Below are 25,508 nucleotides of genomic sequence, written 5' to 3'. Positions count from 1 at the left end.
CTCAACCGTAGTACCTCGCGGGCCGCCTGACCAGGTGGCCCGTTTCTTTTTACACTCAGGAGAGCCAACATGCCGCTGATCAAGGCGAAAAGCAACACGTTCAAGCTCAAAGTCACCGTTCCGCAAATCGACGCGGAGGGCAACATCACGGAGCAGTCGGTCGTACTGATCGCGCGCCGTGTCAAGGAATCTGAATTTCAGGAACTGATCAAGCAGCCGCCCGGCGAACTGGTCAAAAGTGTCATCGTCGGCTGGCCGGACGGTGAAGTGCTCGACGGGAACGGGGACTCGCTGCCGTTTTCCGAGCAGAACCTCGCCGAGCAGATCGACGATCCACATACCATCCGTGCGATTTCGCGCGCGTTCGTGACGACCCTCGCGAATCTGCCAGAAAAAAACTGATCGACGCTGCCCGCTTCTGGGCGGGCGATCGTCGCGACGACTTCGCTGCCGACGCCGATGTCGCCGATGCCCTTGCGACGTTCGGTGCGTCGACTGATGTAGTGGCCGCAGCGCGTTCGCGTGGGAGCACCGACGACTTCGAGGTGCTGGCGGAGAACTGGGATGCCGTCGAGCTATTCGCGGCGTGCGGCACGCAGTGGCGAAAGTCAGTCGTCGCGTCGTTGACCGGCGGCGGCGTCTTTTATGAAGGTCTCGACTATCCCGCAGTCGAGGCCGCGATGCGTATGTTCGGCTTCAGGCGAAAGCGCCATCGTGAACTGTTCGATGCTGTGCGCGTCATGGAGCGCGCGGCGCTTCAGGTGTTCACCGATCGCGCTTCGCGGTCGTAATCGCGCCAGCGCGGCGCTTTCGAGGAATGCAATATGGGAGCAACGGCCGGATCAATCAACGTCACGCTGACGCTCGATTCGACGCAGTATCTGGCCGAGCTGGTCGAGAGCCAGAGTCGCACGACGGCAGCGAGTACAGCAATCAGTCAGGCGTTGTCCGCCGGTTCTTTCGGTGCTCGCGATCTGGCGGCTGCGATGCAGGCAACCGGCTCGGCCGGCAAGGGGCTGTCGGACAGTCTTGCGATCGTCAGCGAGGCGGAGGCACAGGCAGCGGCTCGTATCAAGGATATGGTCGCCCGCTCGCTCGAGGCCGCTCAGGCGATGGCATCCCAGGCTTCGGCAGCGCAGTCGGCCGCCGGCGGCATCGGATCGCTGGGCTCGTCCGCTGATCAGGTTCGCGCGAACGTTGCGGCCCAGACGCAGGCCATGATCGACGCGGCGCAGTCGACGCGAGTGATGAACGACGAGATGCAGCAGCTGCGCACGACGCTCGCTCAGGGCTCAACCAGCTTTGCGGCGATCGGTGATCAATATGCCCGACTTGATCGCGCGATGGCGACGGGCAAACTCTCACTGCAGGACTACGACGCAGCACTCGCTGCCGTCGGCAAGGACGAGGATGCGCGCCTCGCCAAGCTCGCCGCGCTGGCAGCAAAGTACGATCCGCTCGGCGCGGCGACGCGCAAGCTGGCCGCTGATCAGGCGTTGCTCGACGACGCTTTCAGGTCGGGGATGATCTCTACCGACGACTATGAGCGCACGCTCGCAGGCATCCGGGTCGACCAGGCATCCGTCCAGCTCCGACAACTGGCGCAGCAGGAGAAAGACCTCGAAGCGGCGTTCAGGTCGGGCGCGATCGCCATCGGCGAATACAAGGCGTCGATGGCGGATATTGCGGCGAGCCAGAAGGCGCTCGGCGCCGTTGCATCCAGCGCGAAGTCAGCGAGCTCGGAGATGGAAGGCTTCGGTCTGAAGACTGCGGGCGCGCGTAGGGAGGTCCTGGTACTGGCACACGAGGCGCTCACCGGTAGCTGGAGCAACTTCGGCGGATCCATCATGGTGCTCGCGGAGCGCATGGACCTGCTTGAGGGCGCAGCGTCGGGAGTGGCATTGCAGATTGCAGCGGTGCTCGCTCCGCTGGTTCTCGTGGGCGCTGCGATGGTGCATGTCGCCGAGCAGAATGCGCAGATGAACGAGGCGCTGGTGATGACCGGCGGCTATGTGGGACTCACGACTGATGGACTACGCGAGCTTGCTGTAGCGGCTACGGCCGGCGGGGCGACGGTGGACACGGCAGTTGAGGCTGTGACTGCGCTTGCTGCTACCGGGCGGTTGACGGGCGACGAGATCGCGAGCCTCGGTCGCACGGTCGCGGACGTCGCGACGTACACGTCGACCTCTGCGAAGCAGATGGTCGATGACCTCACGAAGCTGGCCGATGATCCCGTCAAGGCATCGGTCAAGCTGAACGAGCAATACCATTATCTGACCGCGTCGACGTACGATCAGATCACGGCGCTGGAAAAGCAGGGTGATGCGACGGGGGCGGCGCAAGTCGCGGTCGAAGCGTTCTCGGCTGCCATGGAGCAGCGTACTGTTGATATCGCAAAAAACGAGGGCATCATTCTCGCTGGCTGGCGTGACATCAAAAACATGATCAGCGGCGCGGTCGATGCGATCGGCTCGTTTGGTGCTGCTGCCGGTCCTGCCGAAGTCGTCGCGCGCCTGCAGGCGAACAAGGCTGCACGGTTCCCGATAGGCCAATGGGATGCATGTGATGAGGCCGATCTGCAGGATGCCATTGCGAAACAGGCCGCCGCCGTCAAGGCCGCACGCGACAAGCAATCGCAGGAGGAACAGCAGCGACAGCTGATCGACGCTAAGTCGTGGTACGACACGTGGAACAAGCAGTTTGCCACGCCCGCTGAGAAGCGCACGCAGGAGGTCAACGAATACCTTGACCGGACGGCCGCGCTGAACCTCTCGCCGGAACAGCAGCTGGCAGACCAGCAAAAGATCAACGATCGCAACAAGGATAAGACGCAGAGGAAAGGCGGCACGGGCCTCGTCGATCGCGCTGAACTTTCCGGCGAAGTGCAGGCAGTCAAGGATGCACTCGCCGACGAGCTTTCGGCGATCGATAGCGCCCGCAAGGTGCTCGACGCCTCGTACAAGAGCGGCACGCTGTCGGCAAGTCAGTATTACCAGCAGCAGCGCGACCTCCTTGCGCAGGCGGCGTCCGACCAGATCGATGCGGCGAATAGGGAAGCCGCTCTCATCGCACAGGGCATCAAGAACCGGGCGCTCAGTGCTTCGCAACGTGCGCAGCTCGCCAATCAGGAGAAAAAGGCGCTGGCTGACGGCAGCAAGGCCGTTGAAGACTTCTTTGCCAAGGTCTCGGTATCGGCTGCTCAGGAAGACGAGGTATGGGACAAGTATGGCAAGTCCCAGCTGGAGGCAATGCAGAAGCAGATCGATTCCGCCACGCAGAATGACCAGTCGCTGAAAGATCAGATCGATACGTTCGGCATGACGAAGGGTGCCGTCGACGCCCTGCGTGCGTCGCGTGCGGACGAAACGCTGGCGGCGCTCGAACAGGGCCGTGCGATTGCCATGCTCAATGGCGAGGTGGGTGATACGAAGCCTTGGGATGACGCGATCGAAAAGGCAAAGTCACTTTCCAAAGTGTTACACAGCGTTGCTGACGATCAGTCATCGCTCGATGATCTGGAGCAGGCCAAGAAGCAGCAGGACGATCTTGTCAGCGGGTGGAAAAGCACGATCGATGGCATTGGCTCGGATTTCCATAATGGATTCCTGCAAATGCTCACCGACGGCACGGCAGGATGGTCGAGCTGGACGAAGGCGTTGAAGAACACCTTCGAGGCCACGGTGATCGACGAGATCTACAAGGCGTTCGCCAAGCCGTTCATCGTCAGCGTGATCGCCAACATCGCCGGCCTTACGGACGGTACCGGTGTGCAGAATTCGGTGCTGCAGAGCTACGGCCTTGGCGGCAACAGCACGGTCAACAACCTGCTCTCGAACCCCGTCGGCACGTATAACAACCTGTCGAACGGGTACAACACGATCATGTCGTGGCTGCAAGGGTACGGGGGTGCGTCGACCGCGCTCGGCTCTGCAGCCATCGCCGGTGCGTCGTCAGGTGCGCTCGGCAGTGGCGGTGTGGTGCTCGGCGGTCTCGGTTCTGGCATCGGTAGCGGGGTCGCGTCGAGCACAGCGTCCATGGTTGGGTCCAATGCTTATGGCTTCACCGGCTCTGGGGTAGGCAGTTCCCTCGGCTCGTCGTCAGTAGGGCTCATGTATGGAGGTGCCGGATTGCTGGGCGGTCTGGCGGGTGGTGCGTTGTTTGGTAACAAGGGCTATTCGAGTCTTGGCGGCTCGCTCGGTGCGATGGGGGGCCTGGCGGTCGGCACGTCATCAGCGGTCGCGGGGACGGCCCTCGGGGCTGAACTCGGGTCATGGGCGGGTCCGATTGGCGCGGTCATCGGCGCGGCGTTGGGCGCATTGGCCGGCTCGTTCATTGGTGGTGGCGAGACCCGATACGGCGCCTCGTACGTCTCCAACGGTCAGAGCGCTACGAAATTTGCAGGGCCGTCGGGTGGTGATCCGGAGGCTGATCAGGTCACCCAGCAGATCAACTCGACCTTTCAGACGATCCAGTCGATGGCGACGCAGTTGGGCGGCTCGATCGATGGTCTCGGCCAGTACAAGGCGAGCTACGAAATCAGTCCGCAGAAGGGCAATTCGTTTGTTGCCGCCGGCTTCACGACAGGGTCGGACTGGTATCCGGATCGACAGGATCTCCGGGGCGTAAAGGATTCCACGACCGTCCTGAACGACTTCAGCCTGCAACTGCAGCGCTCGGTAATCGATTCCCTTCAGAAGGCAAATCTGGATGCGCCGTATGCGGCAGTTCTGCAGGGCGTCGATGCGTCGAAGCTGTCGGCCAACGACATCACGACGCTGCTTTCGGAACTCAACGCTGTCAAGTCGTTGTTCGATTCGTTCCAGCATCTCGGGAGCGACTTTGACAACCTGAAGAAAGCGTCAACCGATGCGCAGCTCGCCGTGCTGAACCTTTCCGGTGGCGTAGATTCGTTCAACACCAGCGCAACGTACTTCTATCAGCACTTCACGTCAGCGGGGCAGCAGGCGGACGATTCGGCCAAGTCGGTGAATGATCAGCTCGTCGCGCTCGGCTATAGCGGCATCCACACGCGTGATCAGTTTCGCGATCTGGTCGAGTCGCTCGATCTCTCAACGGACGCGGGTCAGAGGACGTATGTGGCGCTGCTGGGGCTCGCGCCGGCATTCGATAACGTCGTCTCGTCGTATGAGTCAGCAGTGGCGTCCGCGTACAGCACGCAGTCTCAGGCCCTGCAGTCGTTCAAGTCGCAGGTCGACCAGTTCCGTCAGTCGCTAACGACGGGCGACCTGTCGACGCTGTCGCCGGAGCAACAGTATGCCGCGACGAAGCAGCGCTTCGATGAACTGTACAGCGCAGCGATCGGGGGCGATGCTAATGCGCAGTCGAATCTCACCTCGGCAGCGCAGGATTTCCTGACCGCGTCGAAGGCGTACAACGCGAGCTCCGGGCAGTATCAGGCGGATCTGTCGGAAGTCATGCAGTCGATGGACTACGCCAGTTCGTCGGCCGATGCGCAGCTCACGCAGCTCAAGCAGATGGTCGCGGGCATCGTCGACGTGAATGATTCGGTGCAGACGGTGGCCGAAGCGATCGCCGCTCTGCAGGGCTGGACGGCAGTCAACGGTTCGCATGCATCGGGGCTGTATCGCGTGCCATTCGACGGTTACATCGCCGAGCTTCACAAAGGCGAGCGGGTCTTGACGGCGGCCGAAGCGCAATCTATTGAACTGCCGGATAGCGGCGCTCAGACGGTCGACCTGGGGCGATACCGCTCGCGTGGTAACGACGCGTTGCTGCAAGAGATCAGGTCACTTCGCGCGACGGTAGAGCAGCTGCGCCAGGATCGTCGACAGGCGGATGTCGCGCACGCCACCCAACGTGCCGATCTCGCCAAGGCGCAGGCATCACAGCTTGATGAACAGACAACGCTGTTGCGCGACAGGAAACGACCGGGGAAATAGCCTATGGCGATTGCTATCGAGGTGGATGCGTATCGGCTTTCCGATGGACAGATCGATACGCTCCGTTTTTCCACTGACGGATTCATCACGCGGCCCGACGATTTGCCGGCCAACGCGTGGTTCGAGCCGGCGATCAAGACGGCGCCTTCGCTCGAGCGTGTGCTCTTCGATCAGGCGGGTACATATGGCGCGACCAAGGTCACGGCCGGCGATGTGCTGCTAGTGAATGAGGATGGTGCGCTCGACTACCTGCTTACCGACTATGCGTTCGACGGGCGGCGCTTTACCGTGCGCATGGGCGATGTCGGTCAACCCTATGCAGCATGGCTGGTGGTGATGACGGGAACGCTCTCGGACGTCGCCGCGCAGGATACCTCGGTGGCGCTTGTGATTCAGGACAGGCTCGCGGATCTTGCGATCGTCGACTGGCCGACGTATGCGGGCAACAACGTCGCGCCGAACGGGCTGGAGGGCACGGCCAACGATCTGAAGGACCAGCCCAAGCCGAGGCTCTATGGTGCCGCGCTCAACATCACGCCGAAGGCGGTCAACACGTCAAAACTCATCTATCAGGTGAGCGATCAGACGTGCGCGATCACAGCGGCCTATGACAATGGCGCAGCGCTCACGCGCGGCGCGGATTACACGAGCACTAACGATATGCAGGCGAACGCGCCGGCCGCTGGGCAATTTCGGTGTTACTCCGGCTACCTTCGTCTCGGATCGTCGCCAGTGGGCACAGTGACATGCGATGCGTCGAGCCCGGCGACGCATGCAGCGGATCTGCTGGTAGCGATCGCGCGAGATGCGGGTGTGCCGCAAGCCGACATTCTGCAGGCCGATGTCGACGCGCTTAACACGCTGTCGGGCGCACCCGTCGGCGTGTGGACGGATTCGACCGAGACGCCGCAAGCGCTGATGGATTTTATCGCGGGATCAGTCGGCGCGTGGTACGGGTTCGACCGTCTCAGTCGCCTTCGTATGGGGCGCGTCGACGCGCCTACAGGCGTTCCGGCAGTCGCTTGGGGGAGGGACGTGCAGGAGACCGTGCAGCCTTCAAGTGCCGGCGTACCTGCGTGGAGTGTGTCCGTCAGCTATGCGCGCAATTACACCGTGCAGTCGAATGTGGCGGGCTCGGCCGGCGTCGACCGGGCGGCGTTTCTCGCGCAGGAGTACCGCACGGCCGCCGCAACTGATGACACCGTCAAGATCGCGTGGCCTCACGCGCAGGCGCTGACCTTCGAGACCGGCCTGGTCAATGCCGTCGACGCACAGGCAGAAGCACAGCGACGCCTCGATCTCTACAAGGCAAGGCGCATGACGCTTGACGTCGATGTACCGGTTACGGAGCTCGGCACCGTCGATCTAGGCGACCTGGCCGCGATCGATACGCCACGTTACAGCCTCACTGGCCGCCTGCTGCGTGTGATCGGCATCAATAGTGGTTTCGCGAGCGGCAAGGCCGCGCTCGTTCTATGGGGGTAGCGCATGGCGAACGTTTTGCTGGGATTTCCGAATCGCACGGACTCCGCGACGCTGTCGGGCGGTAACTGGCAAACGCCACTCACGAATCTGCAGGACCGACGACTGTCGCGTGTTGCGCGATCGGCATCGCCTGACAAAGCGGCGACACAGTTTGATGTCGACCTCGGTGTGCCGCGCAAGCTCTCGCTTTTTGCGATCGTGCGTCACAACCTTGGACTCAACGCGCGGTACCGCATCCGCGTTGCTCAGGACGCTGCTTTTCAGAACGTGCTTTATGACACGGCGGTCCTGCCGTCGCAGCCTTCGGTTTCCGCAAATTTCGCGTTGCAGCAGTACGCAGTGCAGGGACGTGTCTGGCCGCCGGTGTGGCCGCGTCTGTTCAATACGGCCTCACTCGACTGGGAAGACCCGAACTGGTGGGACGGGCGGCTACCCGAAGAGGATCGCAAGGGTTATCCGGGGCTGATCTTGTCGTCGCTTGCTGAGCCGGTCTTTGGGCGTTACGTGCGGTTCGAGTTCCTCGACGAGGGGAACATCGATGGATATGTGGAGCTGGGGCGCCTCTTCATATCGCAGGCGTGGTCGCCGAGGAACAACGCGACTTATGGCGCGGGGATCGGCTGGGAGTTCGACACCACAATGGACCGCGCGCTGGATGGCACGGCGTATTTCGACGAGAAGGCAGGTCGGCGTGTACAGACGTTCAGTCTCGACTGGCTGTCACGAGACGAGGCATTCGGGAATGTCTTCGAAATGCACCGCGCTGCGGGTATCGACAGGGAAATGCTTTTTGTTTGGGACCGGGACGATCCGATAAACCTGATCCGTCGATCGTTCCTCGGACGTATGCGGAAGATCAACCCGCTGATGCTGCCATTTCTCGATAACTACACCAACGCATTCGAGCTAGAGGAAATCACATGAGCAAAGTTACTTTTCCGCTCACCGGTCACTCATATTCGGACGACGGCAGTAGCGACCGCGACATGCTGAACGGCGGGCATGCTGAAAACTTCTTGCCAATGATTGGTGAGACGATCGACACGGCGCAGCAAGCGGTTGCCGCTGCGGGGACCGCGACGGCTGGAGCGCAATCGGCAGGCGGCGCCGCGACGGCTGCTGCGCAGTCGGCCAGCGACGCTGGCACGGCACGTCTCGCGGCACAGACCGCCGCAACGCAGGCGAAAAACGCGGCGGCGACGGTCAACATCCCACTGATGGTCGGCAAGGCTGGCTTTTCGCTATTTGCGAAGTCAGACGAGTCCGGATTCGAATGGCGTCGTGCGGTGCGCAGTGGCAGTGGAGCGCAACAGGGTGATAACCAGCTTTACCTCGGCTACGACGGCACGAGAGTGCGGGTTCAGGTCGACACTTCGGATCTCGGGCCGATTGTGCTTGCAAGCGACTGTGTCGGGGACATCGTTTTCAATGCGTCGTCGCAACCTCGTGCCCGTGCAGTGAAAGCAAACGGCGCATCCTTGTCGCGTACCGCCTATGCAGCGCTATACGCGAAGATCGGGACGACGTACGGGGCGGGAGATGGCAGCACGACATTCAACGTTCCCGACCTTCGAGCCGAGTTCATTCGCGGTCTTGATGATGGTCGTGGTGTGGACGTTGGCCGTGCATTGGGTTCCTGGCAAGACAGTCTGTTCGGCTATCACGCGCACGCGGCATCATCAGACGCACAAGGTTCTCACGCGCACGGTGGGGCGACGGCCGGTGTAGGCGATCACACTCACCCGTACCAGGTGCCACCTGCGGCGACTAATCCGGACGGCCAAGGCGCAGCCGACGGATCCTCATGGCTGGATCTCACGCAGTACACCACCTCGACAACGTCGCCGGCGGGCGCGCATGCACACGGTATAGCTGCGGACGGACTGCATGCACACAACATCACGGTGTCAGGCGCGGGCGGAAGCGAAACCAGACCGCGTAATGTCGCATTTCCCGCATGGATCCTTTACTGAGGGCCTGAATGTCTAAAACGATCTATACCTATGCTCCGGTAGTGCACGTCTACGTCGGCACTTCGCAAGCGGATCCGGATCCGCTTGTGAAAGGCAACTGGCTTTATCCCGCCAATTCGACCGATGTTGCGCCACCGCCAGCCGCCGATCGCATGGCGGCTGTTTTCGATCCATCGGCGCGGTCGTGGCAGCTCGCTCAGGACTGGCGGCAGGTTCCGCTCTATGAGACTGCAAGCGGGTCTCCCTATAACCCGTTCGACAATTCTCGGGGCCTCTCATGGGTGCCGATCGGGCCACTGCCAGACTGGCTAACCGATCAGCCGCCACCGTCGGGCGACTACGTATGGGCGAACGGTGGCTGGGCACTAGACGTTGACCGTGAAACGGCCCGACTCACGTCGGAGGCCCAAGCGCAGGTAACGAAGCTTATGTCCGCCGCTGAACAGGTGACGGCAGGACTCGCTGACGCCTATCTGGCGGGGCAACTCACGGACGATGAAAAGACGAGGTTCGAGGCATGGGCGGCATACAAGCGCCTGCTCTACCTCGTTCCGTCGCAGGTCGCGTATCCACGAACCATCGAGTGGCCGACGCCGCCTTCCAACTGAAAAAGACCCATCGACTATGACGAGCTCGCCATGCGCGGGCTTTTTTTATGGGCGGTTTGAACCATGTCTGATCCCACATTCAGCGAGCTCGTTGCCTTTACACGAGCGAGCGTTGCCTGGCGCACCAACGCCAACGGACAGTCCGAGCAGGTCGCGGTCGACGTGCCCCGCTTTGACTATGACGCATCGACGAAAGCGCCGCGCGGCCTTCTGCTTGAGTCGGCGGGTACTAATCCTGACGGCAGTGCTCGTGCGGCGGACAACGCAGCGGTGATCCTCACGCCTGACTGGTTCAACCCGGCTCAGGGTGTCTGGCTTGTGGACTTTGAGCATCCGGGAGCCGGCACGCATACGGTGCTTGAGCTGACGTCTCCCGCAGCGCAGTTCGGCATTCGGGTCGTTGACGGTACTGCCTATGCGTACTACGGCGACTCGACGTTCCCGTTGGATACCGCCATCGCTCGCCAGATCACGCAGATGGTGATCGCCTACGGGCAAGACGGCGTACGTGCCGGGCGTAACGGAGTCGTCGCGCAGCTCTCGCAGGCGAGGGTGCAACGCGTTACTGAGGTGCGGCTTGGCGAGACGGCTGGGACGGGTATCCAGCTCGACAGCCGGATGGTCTCGTTTCGCTACATCGGGCAGGGCGCAAGCGCCGCAGAGGTGGCGGCATATGCCACGTCGGATGAATGGGCCGATATCGTCGACTACGTCACGCAGACCTATGGCGATGGATTCGTGCCTTTGTGCGACCAATTAAACGAGACAATCAACACTACGGAGAGCGAATGAGTGCATATGACGATCTGAGAGATGCCATTTCCGGCATCGTTGCCAACTGGCCGTTGGTGCGTACGTTTGTAAACGGTGGCGAAACCGATGTGGTGCAGACAGGGGCGGGCAACATGCCCACGATCGCAAAGGTGGTAGTCGACGCGCAGAGCCTGTTCGATCAGGCAAAAACCGACCTGATCGCACAAAAGGACGCGGAGATCAATCAGGCGGCAGATGGTGTCCTGAGCCAGACGGTGACCGTGAAGACCGACACAGAGGGCGTCAAAGCCGATACGCAGGCCATTCACGATGCCACGGCAGATGTGCTGACGCAGGTGCAGGGTGTTGCTTCCTCTGTGGTCGACACGGCGAATGCGACGCTGGCTGCGCGCGACGCGGCGCTGATTGGTGCTGGGGTGTATGTTAATGAGCCCACCGGTCGTGCAGCCGTCGCCGACGGGGCAGCGTTCAAGGTGCAGGGCGATGGGAATCTTGTGGCCGCGTCCGAATACAGGCGAGTGAACAGCACGACCTCGACGCTGATCGCTATCTATCCGACCGCCAAGGCCGCGCTCACGGTGGGCGGTTTTGTCGATAGGTCCTACGATGATGACGGCGCGCACATCAATCCGATCAGAGACGGCGCCCGGCGTCTTTTGCGCTGGTTCGATTACACCGGCGCACGGCGTGGCAAGCTCGCCATTACGCAGGCAATCAGAAACGGTCTGCAAGTTACTTTTAACCCAGCCACAGGTCAGACGGACATCAGCTTTGGTACCGTTGAAGGCAATACGCCCATCGGTGCGAGAGGCGGCTACGTGTCCACGTACGACGACGATGGCACGAACGCGATGCTTGTCGTCGCTCCAGATGCAAACGGCGTCAAGCGCATCATCATGGCCGTGCCGAAGGCGGGATTTTCCGGCGGAACACCGGCCGAGGTGATAACCGCACGCGGCGCACAGCCGGATCTCAACTCACGTCTGAGCGTGGCGCTCAATCCATATGGCGCGATCATGCAGCCGGTGTATGGCGCGTACTTCTTGCGCGAGACGCGGCAGCGTCTGCGCGCGCTGCTCGACGGCGATATCACTACCTACGTGCTCGCGCTGTGCGGCGACAGTTGGACGGACGGTAGCGGCCTGCCGACGAATGGAGTCCCCGCACGCGAGTACTACTACACGCGCCGGCTGGTGATGGCGCTGCAGGCTGCCTATGGCAACGCCGGCGCGGGCTGGTGTTGCCTGAAAAACCCGGTCGGCCCGGCTACCTTCGGCGGCTCGTCGAACCCGAACAGCCTTTATCAGTCGGGCACCGGCAGTTGGACGACGAACACGAACAACAAGCCCGGCGCGAGTATCTGCTCGGTGCAAAGCAGCACGCCTGGCGATCGCATCACAGTCAATTGCGCGCTCACGAAAACTGCGTCGGTGGCGCTGCACTACCCGGTGTCGGCAGGGGTGCTGCAGTACCGCTTTAACGGCGGAGCATGGACGCAGATTGATCAGAGCGTGGGATCCGGCCTGCAAGTGGCCGCGCTTACTGGCTTCCCGACGACGGCCGCGTGGACGCTCGATATCGAGCCCGTGTCGGGCACCATCGAGCTCTACGGAATCGATCATCGCAGCGGCGCGCCTGGCATCGTCGTACACGGCCTTGGCGCCGGAGGCAGCAACGCGTTCCATTGGGGCAGCGTGAACCAGGCGCAACTGCAGGCCGCGTGGAAGGCGCTCGGCATCAACGCCTTCAGCATGTTGCTCGGCACGAACGATCAGCTGTCATACACCGTGAGCGGTCACAAATCGAGCATGCAAACGGTGATCAACTCCATGCGCGCCGCGTGCCCGACGGCAGACATCCTGCTCGCGACATCGCCCGAGAATTCGGATACGACGCCGCCGCGCCCGAGCCAGCCGATGGCGCTGTTTCAAGAGGTGGATCTTGAACTCGCGATCGCCAACAAGTGCGCGCACCTAAATCCGCAGTACTACTTCGGCAGCTCTATCAGCGAGTATGGCTACGGCACCGTGCGTGGCTGGCTTAACTCGTCTCTTATCCACCCAAGTCAAACTGGCCAGCGCGTGCTCGAGGAAGCGTTCTGGCGAGTACTTACCCAATCCATCTGAAGGAGTCCAGCTATGGAAGTTTTTGTACTATCGCAGGTGGTCACGGACAACACGCTACCGATCCTCTATCGCGATCCGCTGCTAAGCGGCGCAAACAACGGCGTGAAGCTACTCGTTGATCTCGCCTCGACCTACTCATGGCCCAAGCAGGCCGCGCCCGTGAACACTGATGCAGTGCTCAACCTCGACGAGTCGGGCAATAACGCGAGTGTCGTGATTGGCGCGAACGGTGCGCCCACCTATGCGGGCCGTGGTTTCGATTTCGGTGCGGTGACGGGCATCGGCGAATATATCCAGGGCGACGGCGGTTTCGCCGCTGCGCTGGCGGCCGATACCAACCAGTACTTTATGATCATGCTGTACCTGCGGATGCCGGCGCAGGTCGACTGGCCCACTACGGGCGGACTCGCTGTGCTCACGTTTAGTCAGTCTTCGAGCCGCTACAGCACAGTTCCCGAAATCGTCGAACTCACGCCGTTCGGACAGTCCTCGGGAACCCGCTATCTTATTGCCCGACGTCAAACTGCTGTCGGTTCGGCCGACCAGTTCAACCTGTTGGCCGATGCTACGGATTACGGGGCGTTCGCTCAGATCGCCTTTTGGCGTAACGCGGCTGGCTGCGGGTTCCGCCTGAAAACCGCAAGCCGGACCGTCAAGACGACGGGAGTGGTGGGGGCGAACAACACGGCGTCGCTCACAGGGCTCAAGGCGCGCTTTGGCGTCCCGTCGATCACGAGTTTGACTGGCACCAACAATAACTTTCGCATTTACCGCCTTGCGCTGGAAGACTTGAGTATTTCCGGCCGCGATCCTGAAGCCGTGCTGGATGCGGATTGGGCGCGCGTCGTGGCTCGTGCGATCTTCAGTTAGGCGTCGGATGCTTTTCGAGATTGTTGTGATCGCGCAAGCCAGTGCGTCGCAATGATCTCGGAAGCACGGCGGTGCGCCGGCTGAAGCAATCGTCTCACCGCCGGCTCTCCATATGCCGCGATTAGCCATGCGACGCAAAAAAGAAAAGCGATTGGGCCTATTGGCAAGATGGCCGCAGGTATTGATGGCCAGAATTGTCCGAACTGTGCAGTCAAGGATACGACCGCGTTCTCGTGAATGAGGTAGAGCGGATAGCTGACGAAACCCAGCGTTAGCCACGCCTTACGTTGCAGGAAGTGCTGCACCTTGTCGTTTGTGATCGCCGCTGAAAATAGGAGGACCATTAGGGCCGGCGGTATCTTTTCGATGAGGTGTGAGCCATTAAAGACCGCAACAGAGATTGCGGCCGCGCCGAAGGCAGCAATGATCGTGTAAAGCGATCTGTTTCGCAGATGCAGATAAAGAATCGCTCCAAACGTGAACCATCCGAAATGCTCGGCGCTTGTCCTTTTCAGGGCGAAGTTGGTCCAATAGATGACCGCCTGAGCGTGCGGGTGTTTGATCATATAAAGCTTGAAGAAGACAGTAACTGAAAACAGAGCGAACAGAAGTGAAATAGCCTTGCGAGCTCCGAATGCGAAGTAGAGCGAACCGAATATGAGATAGAACTTGACCTCGACAAAGAGCGACCAGAACGGACCTTCGAGCGCACGGAAATGCGTGCCAAGAATGAAGTTCAACCAGCCCGGTTCGATGAACAAAAGGCCTGGCACTACATTCATCGGGTCCAATGTGCCGGCCGGTCTGTCAGTAAGCAGTGGAGATGTGACGCATACCAGAATGGTAGCAATCAACATCGCCGGGAATAAGCGTAGCCAACGGCGCAACATAAAGTCCGCAATGTTCTTGCTGCGCTCCAACGACATGAGAATGACGAAGCCGGAAATCATGAAAAACAACTGTACGCCAACCCACCCGTACTGGAGAAATGGGACATGTGCAAATCGCTCTCCAAACGGAACAATGCCGGGCCAGCGAATGTACGCGTGAAAGAGGACCACGAGGAGGATTGCAACGCCGCGAAGGCCGTCCAGGTAAGCGAGCCGCGTATTCGTTTTCATCGGTCTGGTTACAAGTGGATGTGATAGGGGAGGCATGGCCACCGGTCAGAATACCGCTCGTCATTTGCCCTTATCCGTCAAAAGCTTGTCGATTTCGTTTTGTTGATTCGACCGCCTTCGGGCGGTTTTTTATTGGTCGCCAGAGTGCGGCCTTTTTTACGTCCGGGGATCTCATGAAGAAAGAGGAATTGCTCACGATCTTTAAAGGGTTGGCGCCGCCAGCGATTGCGGTGTTCCAGTCGATCACTGAATGGTTGCCGGTCTGGACGATGTGGATGGGCGGCATCTACGCGACGCTGCATCTCTACGTTTTCGTGCGTGACCGATTCCTCCGTAACTCTTCGGGAGGTGGCCGTGCCTAACGTCGGGAAAAAGTCACTTGCCGCAATCATCGGTGCGACTGCCACGGCAGGCCTCATCGCGCTTACGGGCTCGAGCGAAGGCGTGCGTCTGGAGCCGTACAACGACACCATTGGCGCGCACGTGCAGACCGTTTGCTTTGGTGAAACCAACGTGCCTATGCGTCGATACACACTCGCCGAGTGCAAGACGATGCTTGCTGGAAGCCTCGCCGGATATGCCGATGCGGTACGCATGACGACACCTGGCTTCGACATGTTGACGGATGGGCAGAAGATTGCCGCTATCGACTATGCGTACAACAGGGGTGTCGGCGCTTGGCGCGCGACCGACGCTCGTGCCGGTCCTGATGTCCGCGCGGCATACATCGCGCGGGACTTTCCCGACGCCTGTGAAATGTTCGTCAAGTGGGCGAAGGTCAAGCGGAATGGGGAGTGGTTCGACTGCTCGATCCGTGCAAACGGCTGCTATGGCATTTACACACGACGCCGCGCTGAGCGCGCGGCTTGTTTGGGAGAGTAATCCGATGAGTCCACACCTGATAACAGGCCTCGCTGCGGGCCTGCTCGGCATCGCCGTTGGCGCGGGCGGTGCGTACACATACGAGACCCGTGTCCTCGCGATTGAGCAGGCTGCGCATGCGCACGACAACGAGCAGCACGCCAACGACCTGAATGCGATCTCGAAGGCGGCGCTCGACGCCGAACAACGCGCGATCGACGCGCACACCGTCGCGGAGGCGAAGATCGCAACCCTCGACGATCAACTGACGAAGGAGAAGGAGGATCATGAAGCCGATAACGCTCGCAATCGCGCTGCTATTGCTGACGGCACTCGCCGGCTGCGCGTCGCAGTGTCCAGTTTCCATCCAGCCGGTGGCGACCGAGGCGATTCCAGCTCCGGCGCCGGCAGCGTGGGCGATGATGCCAGTGGCACAGCCGAGCTATCACCAGCGTTTGGAGTCGCTCTTTTCGGGATCGTCGACGACGCCGACGGCGATGCGCGCGCCAAAGCAGACTATCTCCAACGGTACGTCTGCACCCTGCAGCAGCAAGGAATGATCGCGGGAGAGTGCGATTGGTCCGTCGCCGGTGAGTAACTGTCAGTCAAGGAACGGCCCGCTCTTTCAGCGGGCCGCGAGCGCGTGATTCTGGTTTTGCGCTCCTGATTGGACGCGCTTACTACTTGACCCAGTTTTCCTGTTGGATTAACTCGAAGATGAAGGCAATCAGCAAACTCAGGCCTGAATTCTCAACGCCGGTTTTGCGGCGTTCACGCCCTTCGAGGCCGCCGGCGACAGGTCGCAACGCTTCAATGATTGCTAGTTCTTCGGCCCCGCCGGGGGGAAACAAGCTGAAATCAAATGAATCAGGAAGCTTCTCCTTCAGATCGGCGAGCAGCGTTCCATTTTCAATGCCGCTGTATACGTCATCAAATGTGAATTTATCGCCCTCGTCGTGGTCAAGTGCGGCGACCAAATAGAAACCGATGAACGTAAGGCTAACGAGTCGTGGTTTATTCATAGCGCGCGTCTTTTGGTGGGGTTTGGGTACGGCGGTCGTCGTGCTGAGCCCCGCCATAGCTGGGGCTTGGTTCGACAGCCGGCGGGGAGGATATCACAGGCCCAATTTGCAGTAGGCAATGGTTGTACCGCCTGCCTGCCGGTTGGTTTGAGCCGGAGGGGAAAAAGAACGGCCCGCACGCGCGGGCCGGCGCCTGGGGATCAGTCCGTACGCTGGACGCCATCATACGAAGTGGGGTACGCGCGCGAACAGAATGATTGTTTCGCAAATCAAAGGGCCGCGCGAATCAACTGCGCTCACGAATCGTAGCCCGTGGTGTGGCATCAGAGTTCTTGTTGGCCTGTTCGATGCGGATCAGCTCCTGCAGGATCCGCGCTTCAAGGGTCCGCAGCGGCGAAGCCCCGTCGATCGTAAGTGGGTCAGCGCGTTGCGCGTCCGCGATGCCAGCAGTGATCAGCGCGTGCATCTGCAGGAGTGCCAGACGCTGATGCTGCACTTCCAGAAGTAAGCGCTCGATGTCCGTTTCACCTCGATGCGTGCGCCACAAGGTACGCAGTTCGTCGAGCGACGGTGCTTTGAAATCGGGCAGTGACATAGGCGCGAATAGGCTAACTACTGTGTAAACATACAGTATCCCGGCCCATTGCGTTTTGCATCGCATCTTCATCCGCGCGCTCTGTGCGGGGAAGACAGGGCGACCAGCGACGTGCGGGAACACGTCGCTGGTCGCTTTTCCACTGCATAGGCCAGTGAATTAGCCAAGGCCCTGACACCTACCGGTAGGCGGGCCGAATTCTAACTTATCCAGAAAAGGCAATCACGTATGGCGAATCCAATCATTCCCTGGATTGGGGGCAAACGGCGTCTCGCGGATCATCTGATCCCGCGCTTTCCGAAGCACGAATGCTACGTCGAGGTCTTCGCAGGCGGGGCCGCGTTATACTTCATGCGTCCACCGGCTGCCGTCGAGGTTATCAATGACGTCAATGGCGAACTGGTCAATCTCTACCGTGTCGTGCAGCACCACCTCGAGGAGTTCGTGCGCCAGTTTAAGTGGGCACTCTCCAGTCGGCAGGTCTTCAAATGGCTGCAGGAGACGGTGCCCGAAACGCTCACCGATATCCAGCGCGCGGCTCGCTTCTACTACCTGCAGCAAAGTTGCTTTGGGGGCAAGGTGGAAGGGCAGACGTTCGGGACCGCGACCACAGCGCCGCCGGGACTCAATCTGTTGCGGATCGAAGAAAACCTCTCTGCCGCGCATCTGCGGCTCGCCAGCACGCATATCGAGCACCTCGACTGGAAATCGTGTATCGACCGATACGACCGTCCGCACACGTTGTTCTATCTGGATCCGCCGTATTGGCAAACTGAAGGCTATGGCGTGCCGTTTCCATTCACCGAGTATGAGGAGATGGCGAACAGGCTTAGGACGCTAAAAGGGAAGGCGATTGTCAGTCTGAATGATCACCCGGACATCCAGCGTGCATTCGACGGTTTTCACATCGAGACGGTCCACATCAACTACACCGTAGGCGGTGGCGGGAGAGAAGCGGCACGCAAGGAAGTCATAATCTTCAGCTGGGATATTGTTGCTCAGCCCGTCGGACTGTTTTAGGGTAGGTTAGGCGTTCGCAGTGCGAGGACCGTTGCAGGGAGACAACACGTCCTTACGGCTATGGAGTAGGGGTATATACTTAGAATCGTCTCCTCCATGTCTCCCTTTGATATGGATTCAGCCCGCCGCTCGGCGGGCTTTTTCTTCTGCAAATTGCCACGTGCGTGCTGTTTGCGTTCTCGACCGAACAGTTTCGCATTCACCTGACGCATCTGGGATTTGAGCACGCGCTTGCATTCAGCCCGCCGTGCTTGGATTGCGCGGACGCCTGCTCACATTATCCGCAGATGAAGGGCGTCGTCCGTGAGATATCCATTAAACGGGTTGTGCGCCAATAGGGCCAGTAGAGCGACAAACAACCCGGAAAAAATGCCGACGCGCTGCGATCTTGGTGACTGCTGCATCAGCGACATGTCAATCTCCCCTTTCAGAGGTTTTTCAGGATATCGGCCATGTGTGGGCTTTTCTCCGCTTCTCGATAGGCAAGCGCGCGCACGTAATCACCACGCTTACGTCGGGTTTCATTCGGAAATTTGGCAGTGACGAGATCAAATTTCTGTTGAAGCCATTCATGCACGTCCTGTAGTTCGACTTGCAAGATGTCTGCGGCCCACTTGTCCAAGGTGAGGGTGCTGCGAGAGCCTTCTTCGTCGACAATTGAGTAGTTCGTCTTTTCGTCTTCAAACATGGTCGTCTCCTCTGCCCACATTGCTTCGACTCGCACAATTGCAAAACCCTTGACGGCATATTTGTTTTCGGAGAACGGTCATCGCGATCATCCAAAAAAAACGATCCATAAAGCGGTGCTCACATATCCGCGGTGCATGCCTTCCCGATTGCTAAAACTGACTAGTTGCTTCGCAAGGAGTTTAAGCAATCACGCATGTCGGCGCCGGACAAAGTGCGGACGATGTGCGTCACGACTCTTCCGGGCCCTTGAGGTCACAACGTGTCTGGTGACATTTCGATGCGGTGAAATGAGGATATGATAGATAGTGGTGCAGCTAACTGCGAGCTTTAAACACAGGGAGGTCAGATCAAATAATGTCAACGCAATTTGAAGTCAAAAAAAAGCGTCAGCATTTTGTCAGTCGATTTTATCTAAAAGCATGGTCGACAAATGAAACACATGTTGTATCGCGGGACGACACGCATGTGTTCAAACCGAAGCTCGAACAGGTCGCCGTATCGAAGCATACGTACCGGATAGAAGGCTTGAGCCAAGAGCAAAAGAATCTGCTCCTGGCGGAGTTGACGAAAATCAGGTCGACGCCCATCGCATCGCTGCTGCTCACATTGATCGAACAATGCGCCCAGCTCGGTGATAAGACGCACATCGAAGTTAAGCATGGACGAATTGACGTCGACATTTTTAAATCAAATGTTATTGAAAACGTTTACAGTTTAACCGAAGACATTGTTCAAGATGCATATGAATTACTCGTGTCCGGGGACTACGAGCGCCTAGATATCGCTGGCTACGAGAATGTACTCCGGTTTATTTTCAATCAACTAACGCGCAGCCAAGGCGCTCGAAGCAACATTAAGGCCGCGATCGGCTCCGTGCTTGCAGGAAAGGGCATCGGCTTTGACGACTACAACATCTTTTCGTCAGTTATTCTTGCCGAGCAGATGGTTCTTGCAACGGTCGAGCGACTTTATAAAATCACGGTCATAGAGAACAAGACAAATGTGCGGTTCATCACCGGGGACTGGCCGGTCATCAACCTCGACTCTCTAGAAGGTCAGACTATCAAAATGTTCTGGCCAATTACCCCGTACCGTGCGGTGCTGGTCAATCCAACCAATTTCAGCGCTGACGAGGTTGTATTGATTAAGAAAGAGATGTTTGGCGGGAAGGGTAAGCATCGCTATTTTGTGGATCACTACGTTGAGAACGATGCGAAAGAAATCCGTGCGTTAAACAAAATCGTCTGGGATAAAAAGCACCGCTGCATTTTCGGTCTGGACGAGGCGGACGTATGCGCCGCAGATAATTCCGCCGGCCTTGCTTGAGTGATCTCCGTAGCCTGTTTTGAAGCCTGCAAGGACAGATGCCGCCCGTCATATCCGGTCGTAACCGATCCGATACTGCCGCCGGACAGAGTGTTTTCCGGGGCGTCTGTCGCTCACATAGAATGCATGGTACTTGGAGCAATGCGAACAACCGGGAACTAGACCGATGGATGCCAAGCAACTGTTCCGCTCCGTGAGCGAAAAAATGCGCAATGACTTTCAGTTGGCTGCGCACTTCAACCATAAAGGGACTCGCGGGACTGTACGCGAAAACACGCTTCGCGACTTTCTTGCGAAAGGTCGGCTGCCTCGCAAGTACGGGTTAGGTGCTGGGGAAGTGGTTGGTCACGTGCGTGACGTATCCCGGCAGTGCGACATCATCGTTTACGACTCAATGTACGGTCTTTCCCTGCACTACGATGAACATAGCCAGATCTATCCAATCGATTCCGTTTATGGAATTATTGAAGTCAAATCAGGGCTCTCCAAGGCTGAGTTAATTGACTCGCTGGAAAAAATTAAGGCCCTCAAGGAAATGTCTCTTGGGGGCGCAATCGCTGAGCCGCTTGCGAACGGGTACACAGTCGTAAGACCTAGGCCCAAGCCATTTGGTGTTGTATTTGCGTATTCATTGAGTGACAACTCACTTGATTCCTTGTGTGAAAATCTACAAGAATGGGAGTCGAAAAATCCACCCACATCTTGGCCGAATTATATTTGCATCTTGGGTGTAGGATGCATTTATCACCAGTCTGGCTTCGAAAGCTGCATCGACAGCGAAACGATAACAGTCAGAGCTTTCCCCCTTTCCCTCAAGTACGAAAGTGACAGCCTCTTTAAATTTTACTGCGCTTTGCATGATATGTGTTCGCGCATGAAGCTTGGTCCGGTTGAGCTAGAGCGCTACTTTGACCCTGGGGTTAGGATCGGACGATTTTCCGTATTTGGTCGAGCGGCAGAGGTCCAACTAACGCTGGATGGCAAGCCGCCGGTTCCTGCTCGACTCAAAGAATCCACGTTAGAGAAAATCGTCGCGTGGTGTGCAAAAACAGAAAAAATTAAATATTCCGATATTCTGAAAAAGAGGGTTGGAGTATTGCCTATCGGTTTAACCGAAGGTTCAGCGGGCATGAATACGCTAGTCTATTTATACAATCCCGATAATTTTCCAGGGCTTGATGATCTGAGGGCTAATCCGCCCACCGATGGAAATGGTCCGGCAGACCACTTTTCGACTTTGCTTAACGTTTTGGAACTGGTAATTGACGGCACACCATACGTCTTAGCTGCGGCAAGTCTGCCGCCTTCCGAATGGGACACATTGGAATAGTAGTGTCGTGCGGACGGCGCTGTGGACCCGGGAATGCGTTTGCGCAAATCTGCCTAGGGCAGTCATGCAGTGCGGAAGGACTTTACACTGCGCGTTGCGATGGGACCGTTTGAACGCCGGCCGAGACGGGAAAAAGAAGCCGCACCCAACTTGCAGTGCGGCCGCGCCTAGATGAAGCCGAACCCCCGTTCGGTCTCATAGCCATCGCGTGATCACAGTGAAAAAAAACCGCACCGGCTGCCGGCGCGGTGTCGAAGTCGCCAACAAATTTCCACACGTTCCGAGGGCCGGAACGAAGCGAATTTTAGGCGAGCAACCTGTTCGTCATTCGTCAGAATATTGTCAGAAAACGTCATTGACTAGCCGGTAAATTTGGAAGATCACGAAATTGACCTCCGTTCAACGCGCTTTTCGTGATGCACGTTGTTCCAACGATTTTCAGCAAGTGTTTGATTTTCTTGGGAATGGGGAAAGGATTGTGATTCCTGTCGTCGTGGGTTCGAGTCCCATCAGCCACCCCAAAGAATGCAGCAGTATCAATCGTTTAGCCGCTTACGGATATTGCACATAGCGAAATTCGGAACAGAAGCCGAAATTTCGGAATGAAGCCCGCCACAGATTGCGGGCTTTTTTGCGCCTGTAGGAAGTGAGACTCACCTGCGAAGGAGTCGTCGTGAATCAACCAACCACCCCTCAGCCGCCCGGTGCACCGCCGAATGCGCAGCCTCAGCAACCGTTGCAGGTCTCCGCTGCGACTGTCGGCGTTCAGCCCACGATCTTTCTTTCCCAAGAGCCTTATTGTCTGCAGCAAGTTGAATACGAGCGTATAAAGCGCGGGCAACCGGCTGCGGCTTCGGCAGCGATGAATATCTTCTTGACTGGGATCGGTGCGGTCGTGACAGTCGCCGCACAAGAAATCGTGCACCTAACAGGAAAGGCCAGCGCGGTAGACCCGATTGCCTTGTACTCGGCGATTGGAACGGCGGTTCTTTCCGGTATCGTCTGGGTCATCGTTAAATTCTGTCCGAGCGACTATACGACCACCATGAAGGCCATTGGCGAACATTTTAAGAAGTCGCCGGTTTTCCGTCATTTCGGGAATCAACCATGAGTCAAGCAGCTGCAATGCCGCCGCTCGGCTACGAGCGTTTTCGCGTGCTAAACCTGTGCTCCAATCGCCTTGAGAACGTTCAGTTTCCCATTCTGATTCATGGAGACATAGCTCCCTTGCTGATCGGAAAAGGATCAGCGCCGCGAGTGTGGCTCTCTTCGGGATTGATAAAGGGAGATCAGCAAATGTTCTTTCAAGTCGTCGTTGACAATTTTGCACGCAGCCCACAAGTCAGAGTCGAATCAACGGCGGGGAATACGGTCGTTTATCATGGCAACACGGTCGTCTGTCGCGTTCGGGAGACTGGACCGGACGAAGCATCCGTAACCAGTCTGGATTTGCGACCTGCCGGCCTCAATATTCACGGCAACTCAAACATCTTGTACGTCGGCCAAATGAAACACTCAGGCAACGCCGTATCAGATTCCCGAGTGTTCCTGAACATCGGCTAAGTAATTAGTCAGTGAGGTGCCCGGGAGAGCAATGATGCATTTGGTCGGAGCCGAGGGTGCCGGGGCTTCGATTAGATCGGGATGACGCGACAGACATGATGGCGTTTGTGGTCGCGTGCCCAGACCATAAATGACATAAGTTATTCGGTGGCCTTCGCAACCTTCATCTTGCGTCGGTCGTAGTTGCGATGTGTCGTTGCCGGGTTCGCGTGGGCTGCGAAGTCGTATGCGTCCTCGTCGCGTTGATCGAGCTTCGCCGTGATCGCCGTCGGCCGGATGTCGGAGAGCGCGAAGTACTCCGGGTGCTCTGTGAGCATCAACTCCATCGCGCCGCGCATCGGTCGGTTGATGCGGTTGGCAATACGCTGTGCTGCCTCGTGCATCTTCTTTGCCTGGTATTCGATCGCGATCTCCGCATCGAACGAGCCGATATAGGCATACATCGCGTCCTGCCATACCGACGACCAGCCGCTCTTCGAATACGGCTGACCCGTCCGATTCGGAAACAGGAACAGGCTCGCGACCTTGCGATCGCGCTTCGCCCGTTCGACGACGACTCGCAGACGAAGCGACCACTCGCGCAGTTTGTAGACCACTCGTTCACCTTTCTTCCGCTTCGCGTTCTCAACGCGCACGCCGGCGTCGATCAGTCCGGACATGTGGAATGGGCGGATCTCGGCGGCGCGGAAGCCAGTTAGGTAGCAGAACATCGCCGCGAGCCCCATCGTGCGATACGACTGATCCTGCTTAAGTGCCCAGAGGCGCAGCTTCAGCGGCGCGTGGAAGAACCTGCAGCTGTGCCTAATACCGTGCCGGACCTTTTTCGAGCCGAATTACGAAACGGGGAAGGCCGTGCGCTGGAAGATCGGCATGGCGAATGGCGATCCGCTCGCAATTGCCGGCCTGTGGCGTCAGTGGAAGGAGATCGACGGGTCTCAGGCTCTCGGATTCACAATGCTCACGGTTAACGCGGAAGAGCACCCGCTCATGAATCGGTTCCACAAGCCAGGCGACGAGAAGCGGTGCGTTGTGATCATTCCGCCCACTGAATATGGCGACTGGCTCTCGTGCGGGTCGCCTGACGAAGCGCGCTCCTTCCTTCAGCTCTATCCATCCGACGCGATGCATGATGAACCATTCGCGCTGCCGCCCCGCAAGGCCAAGGCTTCAGCCGAGAATCAGGAGCAGTTCCTTTAATCGCCTGTGTATGGCCGCGGCCTAGGAGATCCCAAGCGGTCGCCGCTGTCTGCTAAGCCTGATACCATCTGTCCCCGTTGCTAGTCATTAGGGACCGGAGAGGCCGATGCTGACATATCTATTTTTCGGCAAAGTGCTGCCCGAACGGGCGCAACTCAGCGTTAGCGAAATACGGTTCGAGATGCGGGATGCTACAAGCGACGTCACCCGCGTCCTGTTCGTTGAAATCATTTACAACCAAGTCGTGGCTCGGATTGAGACCGACACTCCACTCGATGATCATTTTACGGCTAAGAACGCAGTCGACGACGCCGTCAGGACGATCCTTGATGGAGTAGGTTTCGGGATGGCCCATGCATATGATCTGGATCTTGTGCAGTTCGCTGATCCTGTCTCGCCAAGAAAGCAGGTATTTGGAATTAATATTCCAGCCGCATCGGGCATAGCTGACTCGTTCGGAGTCAACTTTGAAGTCATTTGGACGGTTCTGTCCGCACCGAATGGCTGGCTTGTCCGCCGAGCGCTTTCAGACATGCGCGAGTCGATACATTCCGCCGCCGACACTGCTTTTTTTATTTATCGGGCTATTGAGACGCTTATGAGCGGCTATGCATCTGCAAACCAGTTGCCACCGAAAAGCAGTTCGACGTGGGAATCGTTTCGTTCACGCTACGGGCTTGAGGAGCAGGCGATCAAGAATATCAAGCTGCTCGCAGATCCTATGCGACACGGAAGAGTCGTCGAAATAAAGGGGATGTCAGACGATGAGCGGTCGCAGCTATTCCGGGATGGCTGGACGATGGTTTCGAAAGTACTTCGCAAGCTGTACGATGACTTCCAAGCGAACGGGCGCGTCGCCATATTCGCCTAACGTAACAATCGCATGCGTCGTGCGCGGGCCTCGAAAATCCGTGGAACGACTTTGGGAAAAGCCAATTAAATCAAAGGCCGAGTTTCAAATAATATCCCACCGCGGGGGCGTCAAAGCCTTACGGATGCTTGATGGATATACAGGATTGTGAT

At 58.4% G+C, this 25,508-nt stretch carries 26 protein-coding genes and 1 tRNA gene; 21 read left to right on the top strand and 6 right to left on the bottom strand.

Going from position 1 to position 25,508, the window contains the following annotated elements:
- The first annotated feature begins 69 nt into the window (after window positions 1-69).
- The 10 genes from C2L66_RS08815 (at window position 70) to C2L66_RS08770 (ending at window position 13,760) form a co-directional block, all read left to right on the top strand.
- The gene (locus C2L66_RS08815) at window positions 70-402 is read left to right on the top strand and encodes a hypothetical protein (RefSeq protein ID WP_060600584.1); all 333 of its coding nucleotides are present in this window, start codon (window positions 70-72) and stop codon (window positions 400-402) included.
- Between the two features lie 101 nt (window positions 403-503).
- A complete protein-coding gene (locus tag C2L66_RS08810; protein ID WP_060600586.1) occupies window positions 504-791 on the top strand; it encodes a DUF1799 domain-containing protein in 288 nt (95 codons plus the stop codon).
- A gap of 33 nt (window positions 792-824) precedes the next feature.
- Complete coding sequence (locus tag C2L66_RS08805; protein WP_060600588.1) at window positions 825-5,924, top strand: phage tail length tape measure family protein; 5,100 nt, start codon at window positions 825-827, stop codon at window positions 5,922-5,924.
- Between the two features lie 3 nt (window positions 5,925-5,927).
- Window positions 5,928-7,409, top strand: a complete 1,482-nt coding sequence (locus C2L66_RS08800; protein WP_060600589.1) for a hypothetical protein — start codon at window positions 5,928-5,930, stop codon at window positions 7,407-7,409.
- Between the two features lie 3 nt (window positions 7,410-7,412).
- Window positions 7,413-8,333, top strand: a complete 921-nt coding sequence (locus C2L66_RS08795) for a hypothetical protein (RefSeq protein ID WP_060600590.1) — start codon at window positions 7,413-7,415, stop codon at window positions 8,331-8,333.
- Between the two features lie 62 nt (window positions 8,334-8,395).
- Window positions 8,396-9,382 (top strand): phage tail protein, encoded by a 987-nt coding sequence (locus C2L66_RS08790; RefSeq protein ID WP_233444889.1) that lies wholly within the window; start codon window positions 8,396-8,398, stop codon window positions 9,380-9,382.
- Between the two features lie 8 nt (window positions 9,383-9,390).
- Window positions 9,391-9,990, top strand: a complete 600-nt coding sequence (locus tag C2L66_RS08785) for a tail fiber assembly protein (RefSeq protein ID WP_082670340.1) — start codon at window positions 9,391-9,393, stop codon at window positions 9,988-9,990.
- Window positions 9,991-10,053: 63 nt separating this feature from the next.
- On the top strand, window positions 10,054-10,782 hold the full coding sequence (locus tag C2L66_RS08780; RefSeq protein WP_060600599.1) for a hypothetical protein: 729 nt from the start codon (window positions 10,054-10,056) through the stop codon (window positions 10,780-10,782).
- The gene (locus tag C2L66_RS08775) at window positions 10,779-12,890 is read left to right on the top strand and encodes an SGNH/GDSL hydrolase family protein (protein ID WP_060600602.1); all 2,112 of its coding nucleotides are present in this window, start codon (window positions 10,779-10,781) and stop codon (window positions 12,888-12,890) included. Before C2L66_RS08780 ends, C2L66_RS08775 begins: the two co-directional genes overlap by 4 nt.
- 12 nt (window positions 12,891-12,902) lie before the next feature.
- A complete protein-coding gene (locus C2L66_RS08770) occupies window positions 12,903-13,760 on the top strand; it encodes a hypothetical protein (protein ID WP_060600605.1) in 858 nt (285 codons plus the stop codon).
- On the opposite strand, the gene C2L66_RS08765 is transcribed toward C2L66_RS08770, so the two are convergent.
- Window positions 13,757-14,881: an acyltransferase family protein gene (locus tag C2L66_RS08765; RefSeq protein ID WP_060600608.1), complete on the bottom strand. Its 1,125-nt coding sequence runs from the start codon at window positions 14,879-14,881 to the stop codon at window positions 13,757-13,759. The genes C2L66_RS08770 and C2L66_RS08765 overlap by 4 nt on opposite strands.
- Window positions 14,882-15,054: 173 nt before the next feature.
- Here C2L66_RS08765 and C2L66_RS08760 point away from each other — a divergent pair, with 173 nt between their 5' ends.
- The 3 genes from C2L66_RS08760 to C2L66_RS08755 are packed head-to-tail and all read left to right on the top strand — an operon-like array spanning window position 15,055 to window position 16,340.
- Window positions 15,055-15,243 carry a hypothetical protein gene (locus C2L66_RS08760; RefSeq protein ID WP_060600611.1) on the top strand — a complete coding sequence of 63 codons (189 nt, stop codon included), beginning with the start codon at window positions 15,055-15,057 and terminating at the stop codon, window positions 15,241-15,243.
- Window positions 15,200-15,763 (top strand): glycoside hydrolase family protein, encoded by a 564-nt coding sequence (locus C2L66_RS40590; protein ID WP_158512155.1) that lies wholly within the window; start codon window positions 15,200-15,202, stop codon window positions 15,761-15,763. The genes C2L66_RS08760 and C2L66_RS40590 overlap by 44 nt, the downstream gene beginning before the upstream one ends.
- A gap of 4 nt (window positions 15,764-15,767) precedes the next feature.
- Window positions 15,768-16,340 carry a lysis system i-spanin subunit Rz gene (locus tag C2L66_RS08755; RefSeq protein ID WP_060600618.1) on the top strand — a complete coding sequence of 191 codons (573 nt, stop codon included), beginning with the start codon at window positions 15,768-15,770 and terminating at the stop codon, window positions 16,338-16,340.
- An 82-nt stretch (window positions 16,341-16,422) separates the two neighbouring features.
- Here C2L66_RS08755 and C2L66_RS08750 read toward each other — a convergent pair whose 3' ends face one another.
- Complete coding sequence (locus tag C2L66_RS08750; RefSeq protein ID WP_148654573.1) at window positions 16,423-16,764, bottom strand: hypothetical protein; 342 nt, start codon at window positions 16,762-16,764, stop codon at window positions 16,423-16,425.
- A 286-nt stretch (window positions 16,765-17,050) separates the two neighbouring features.
- The gene (locus C2L66_RS08745; protein WP_060600620.1) at window positions 17,051-17,359 is read right to left on the bottom strand and encodes a hypothetical protein; all 309 of its coding nucleotides are present in this window, start codon (window positions 17,357-17,359) and stop codon (window positions 17,051-17,053) included.
- A gap of 228 nt (window positions 17,360-17,587) precedes the next feature.
- Between C2L66_RS08745 and C2L66_RS08740 the strand changes: the two genes are divergently transcribed.
- Window positions 17,588-18,379, top strand: coding sequence for a DNA adenine methylase (locus tag C2L66_RS08740; RefSeq protein ID WP_060600621.1), 792 nt, complete (start codon window positions 17,588-17,590; stop codon window positions 18,377-18,379).
- 272 nt (window positions 18,380-18,651) lie between these two features.
- Here C2L66_RS08740 and C2L66_RS40585 read toward each other — a convergent pair whose 3' ends face one another.
- Window positions 18,652-18,792: a hypothetical protein gene (locus tag C2L66_RS40585; RefSeq protein ID WP_158512156.1), complete on the bottom strand. Its 141-nt coding sequence runs from the start codon at window positions 18,790-18,792 to the stop codon at window positions 18,652-18,654.
- 14 nt (window positions 18,793-18,806) lie between these two features.
- The gene (locus C2L66_RS08735) at window positions 18,807-19,067 is read right to left on the bottom strand and encodes a hypothetical protein (protein WP_148654574.1); all 261 of its coding nucleotides are present in this window, start codon (window positions 19,065-19,067) and stop codon (window positions 18,807-18,809) included.
- Between the two features lie 356 nt (window positions 19,068-19,423).
- Here C2L66_RS08735 and C2L66_RS08730 point away from each other — a divergent pair, with 356 nt between their 5' ends.
- The 5 genes from C2L66_RS08730 (at window position 19,424) to C2L66_RS40575 (ending at window position 23,288) form a co-directional block, all read left to right on the top strand.
- Window positions 19,424-20,395, top strand: a complete 972-nt coding sequence (locus C2L66_RS08730; RefSeq protein WP_082670343.1) for a DUF4238 domain-containing protein — start codon at window positions 19,424-19,426, stop codon at window positions 20,393-20,395.
- A gap of 166 nt (window positions 20,396-20,561) precedes the next feature.
- The gene (locus C2L66_RS08725; RefSeq protein ID WP_103323694.1) at window positions 20,562-21,725 is read left to right on the top strand and encodes a DUF6602 domain-containing protein; all 1,164 of its coding nucleotides are present in this window, start codon (window positions 20,562-20,564) and stop codon (window positions 21,723-21,725) included.
- Between the two features lie 445 nt (window positions 21,726-22,170).
- Window positions 22,171-22,246, top strand: a tRNA-Ser gene (locus C2L66_RS40580).
- Between the two features lie 152 nt (window positions 22,247-22,398).
- Entirely contained in the window at window positions 22,399-22,836 is a 438-nt protein-coding gene (locus tag C2L66_RS08720) for a hypothetical protein (RefSeq protein ID WP_148654575.1), read from the top strand.
- Complete coding sequence (locus tag C2L66_RS40575) at window positions 22,833-23,288, top strand: hypothetical protein (RefSeq protein WP_148654576.1); 456 nt, start codon at window positions 22,833-22,835, stop codon at window positions 23,286-23,288. Before C2L66_RS08720 ends, C2L66_RS40575 begins: the two co-directional genes overlap by 4 nt.
- Before the next feature lie 140 nt (window positions 23,289-23,428).
- Here the strand turns inward: C2L66_RS40575 and C2L66_RS08715 are convergent, their stop codons facing one another.
- Window positions 23,429-23,884, bottom strand: a complete 456-nt coding sequence (locus tag C2L66_RS08715; RefSeq protein WP_158660355.1) for a site-specific integrase — start codon at window positions 23,882-23,884, stop codon at window positions 23,429-23,431.
- 193 nt (window positions 23,885-24,077) lie between these two features.
- Between C2L66_RS08715 and C2L66_RS08710 the strand changes: the two genes are divergently transcribed.
- Both C2L66_RS08710 and C2L66_RS08705 read left to right on the top strand, forming a co-directional pair.
- Entirely contained in the window at window positions 24,078-24,485 is a 408-nt protein-coding gene (locus C2L66_RS08710; protein WP_176056863.1) for an SOS response-associated peptidase family protein, read from the top strand.
- A 106-nt stretch (window positions 24,486-24,591) separates the two neighbouring features.
- Entirely contained in the window at window positions 24,592-25,356 is a 765-nt protein-coding gene (locus C2L66_RS08705) for a hypothetical protein (RefSeq protein ID WP_060600636.1), read from the top strand.
- Window positions 25,357-25,508: the final 152 nt, after the last annotated feature.

The sequence above is a fragment of the Paraburkholderia caribensis genome, from assembly GCF_002902945.1.
Lineage (GTDB): Bacteria > Pseudomonadota > Gammaproteobacteria > Burkholderiales > Burkholderiaceae > Paraburkholderia > Paraburkholderia caribensis.
This window is presented reverse-complemented; position numbering and strand designations above follow the sequence as displayed.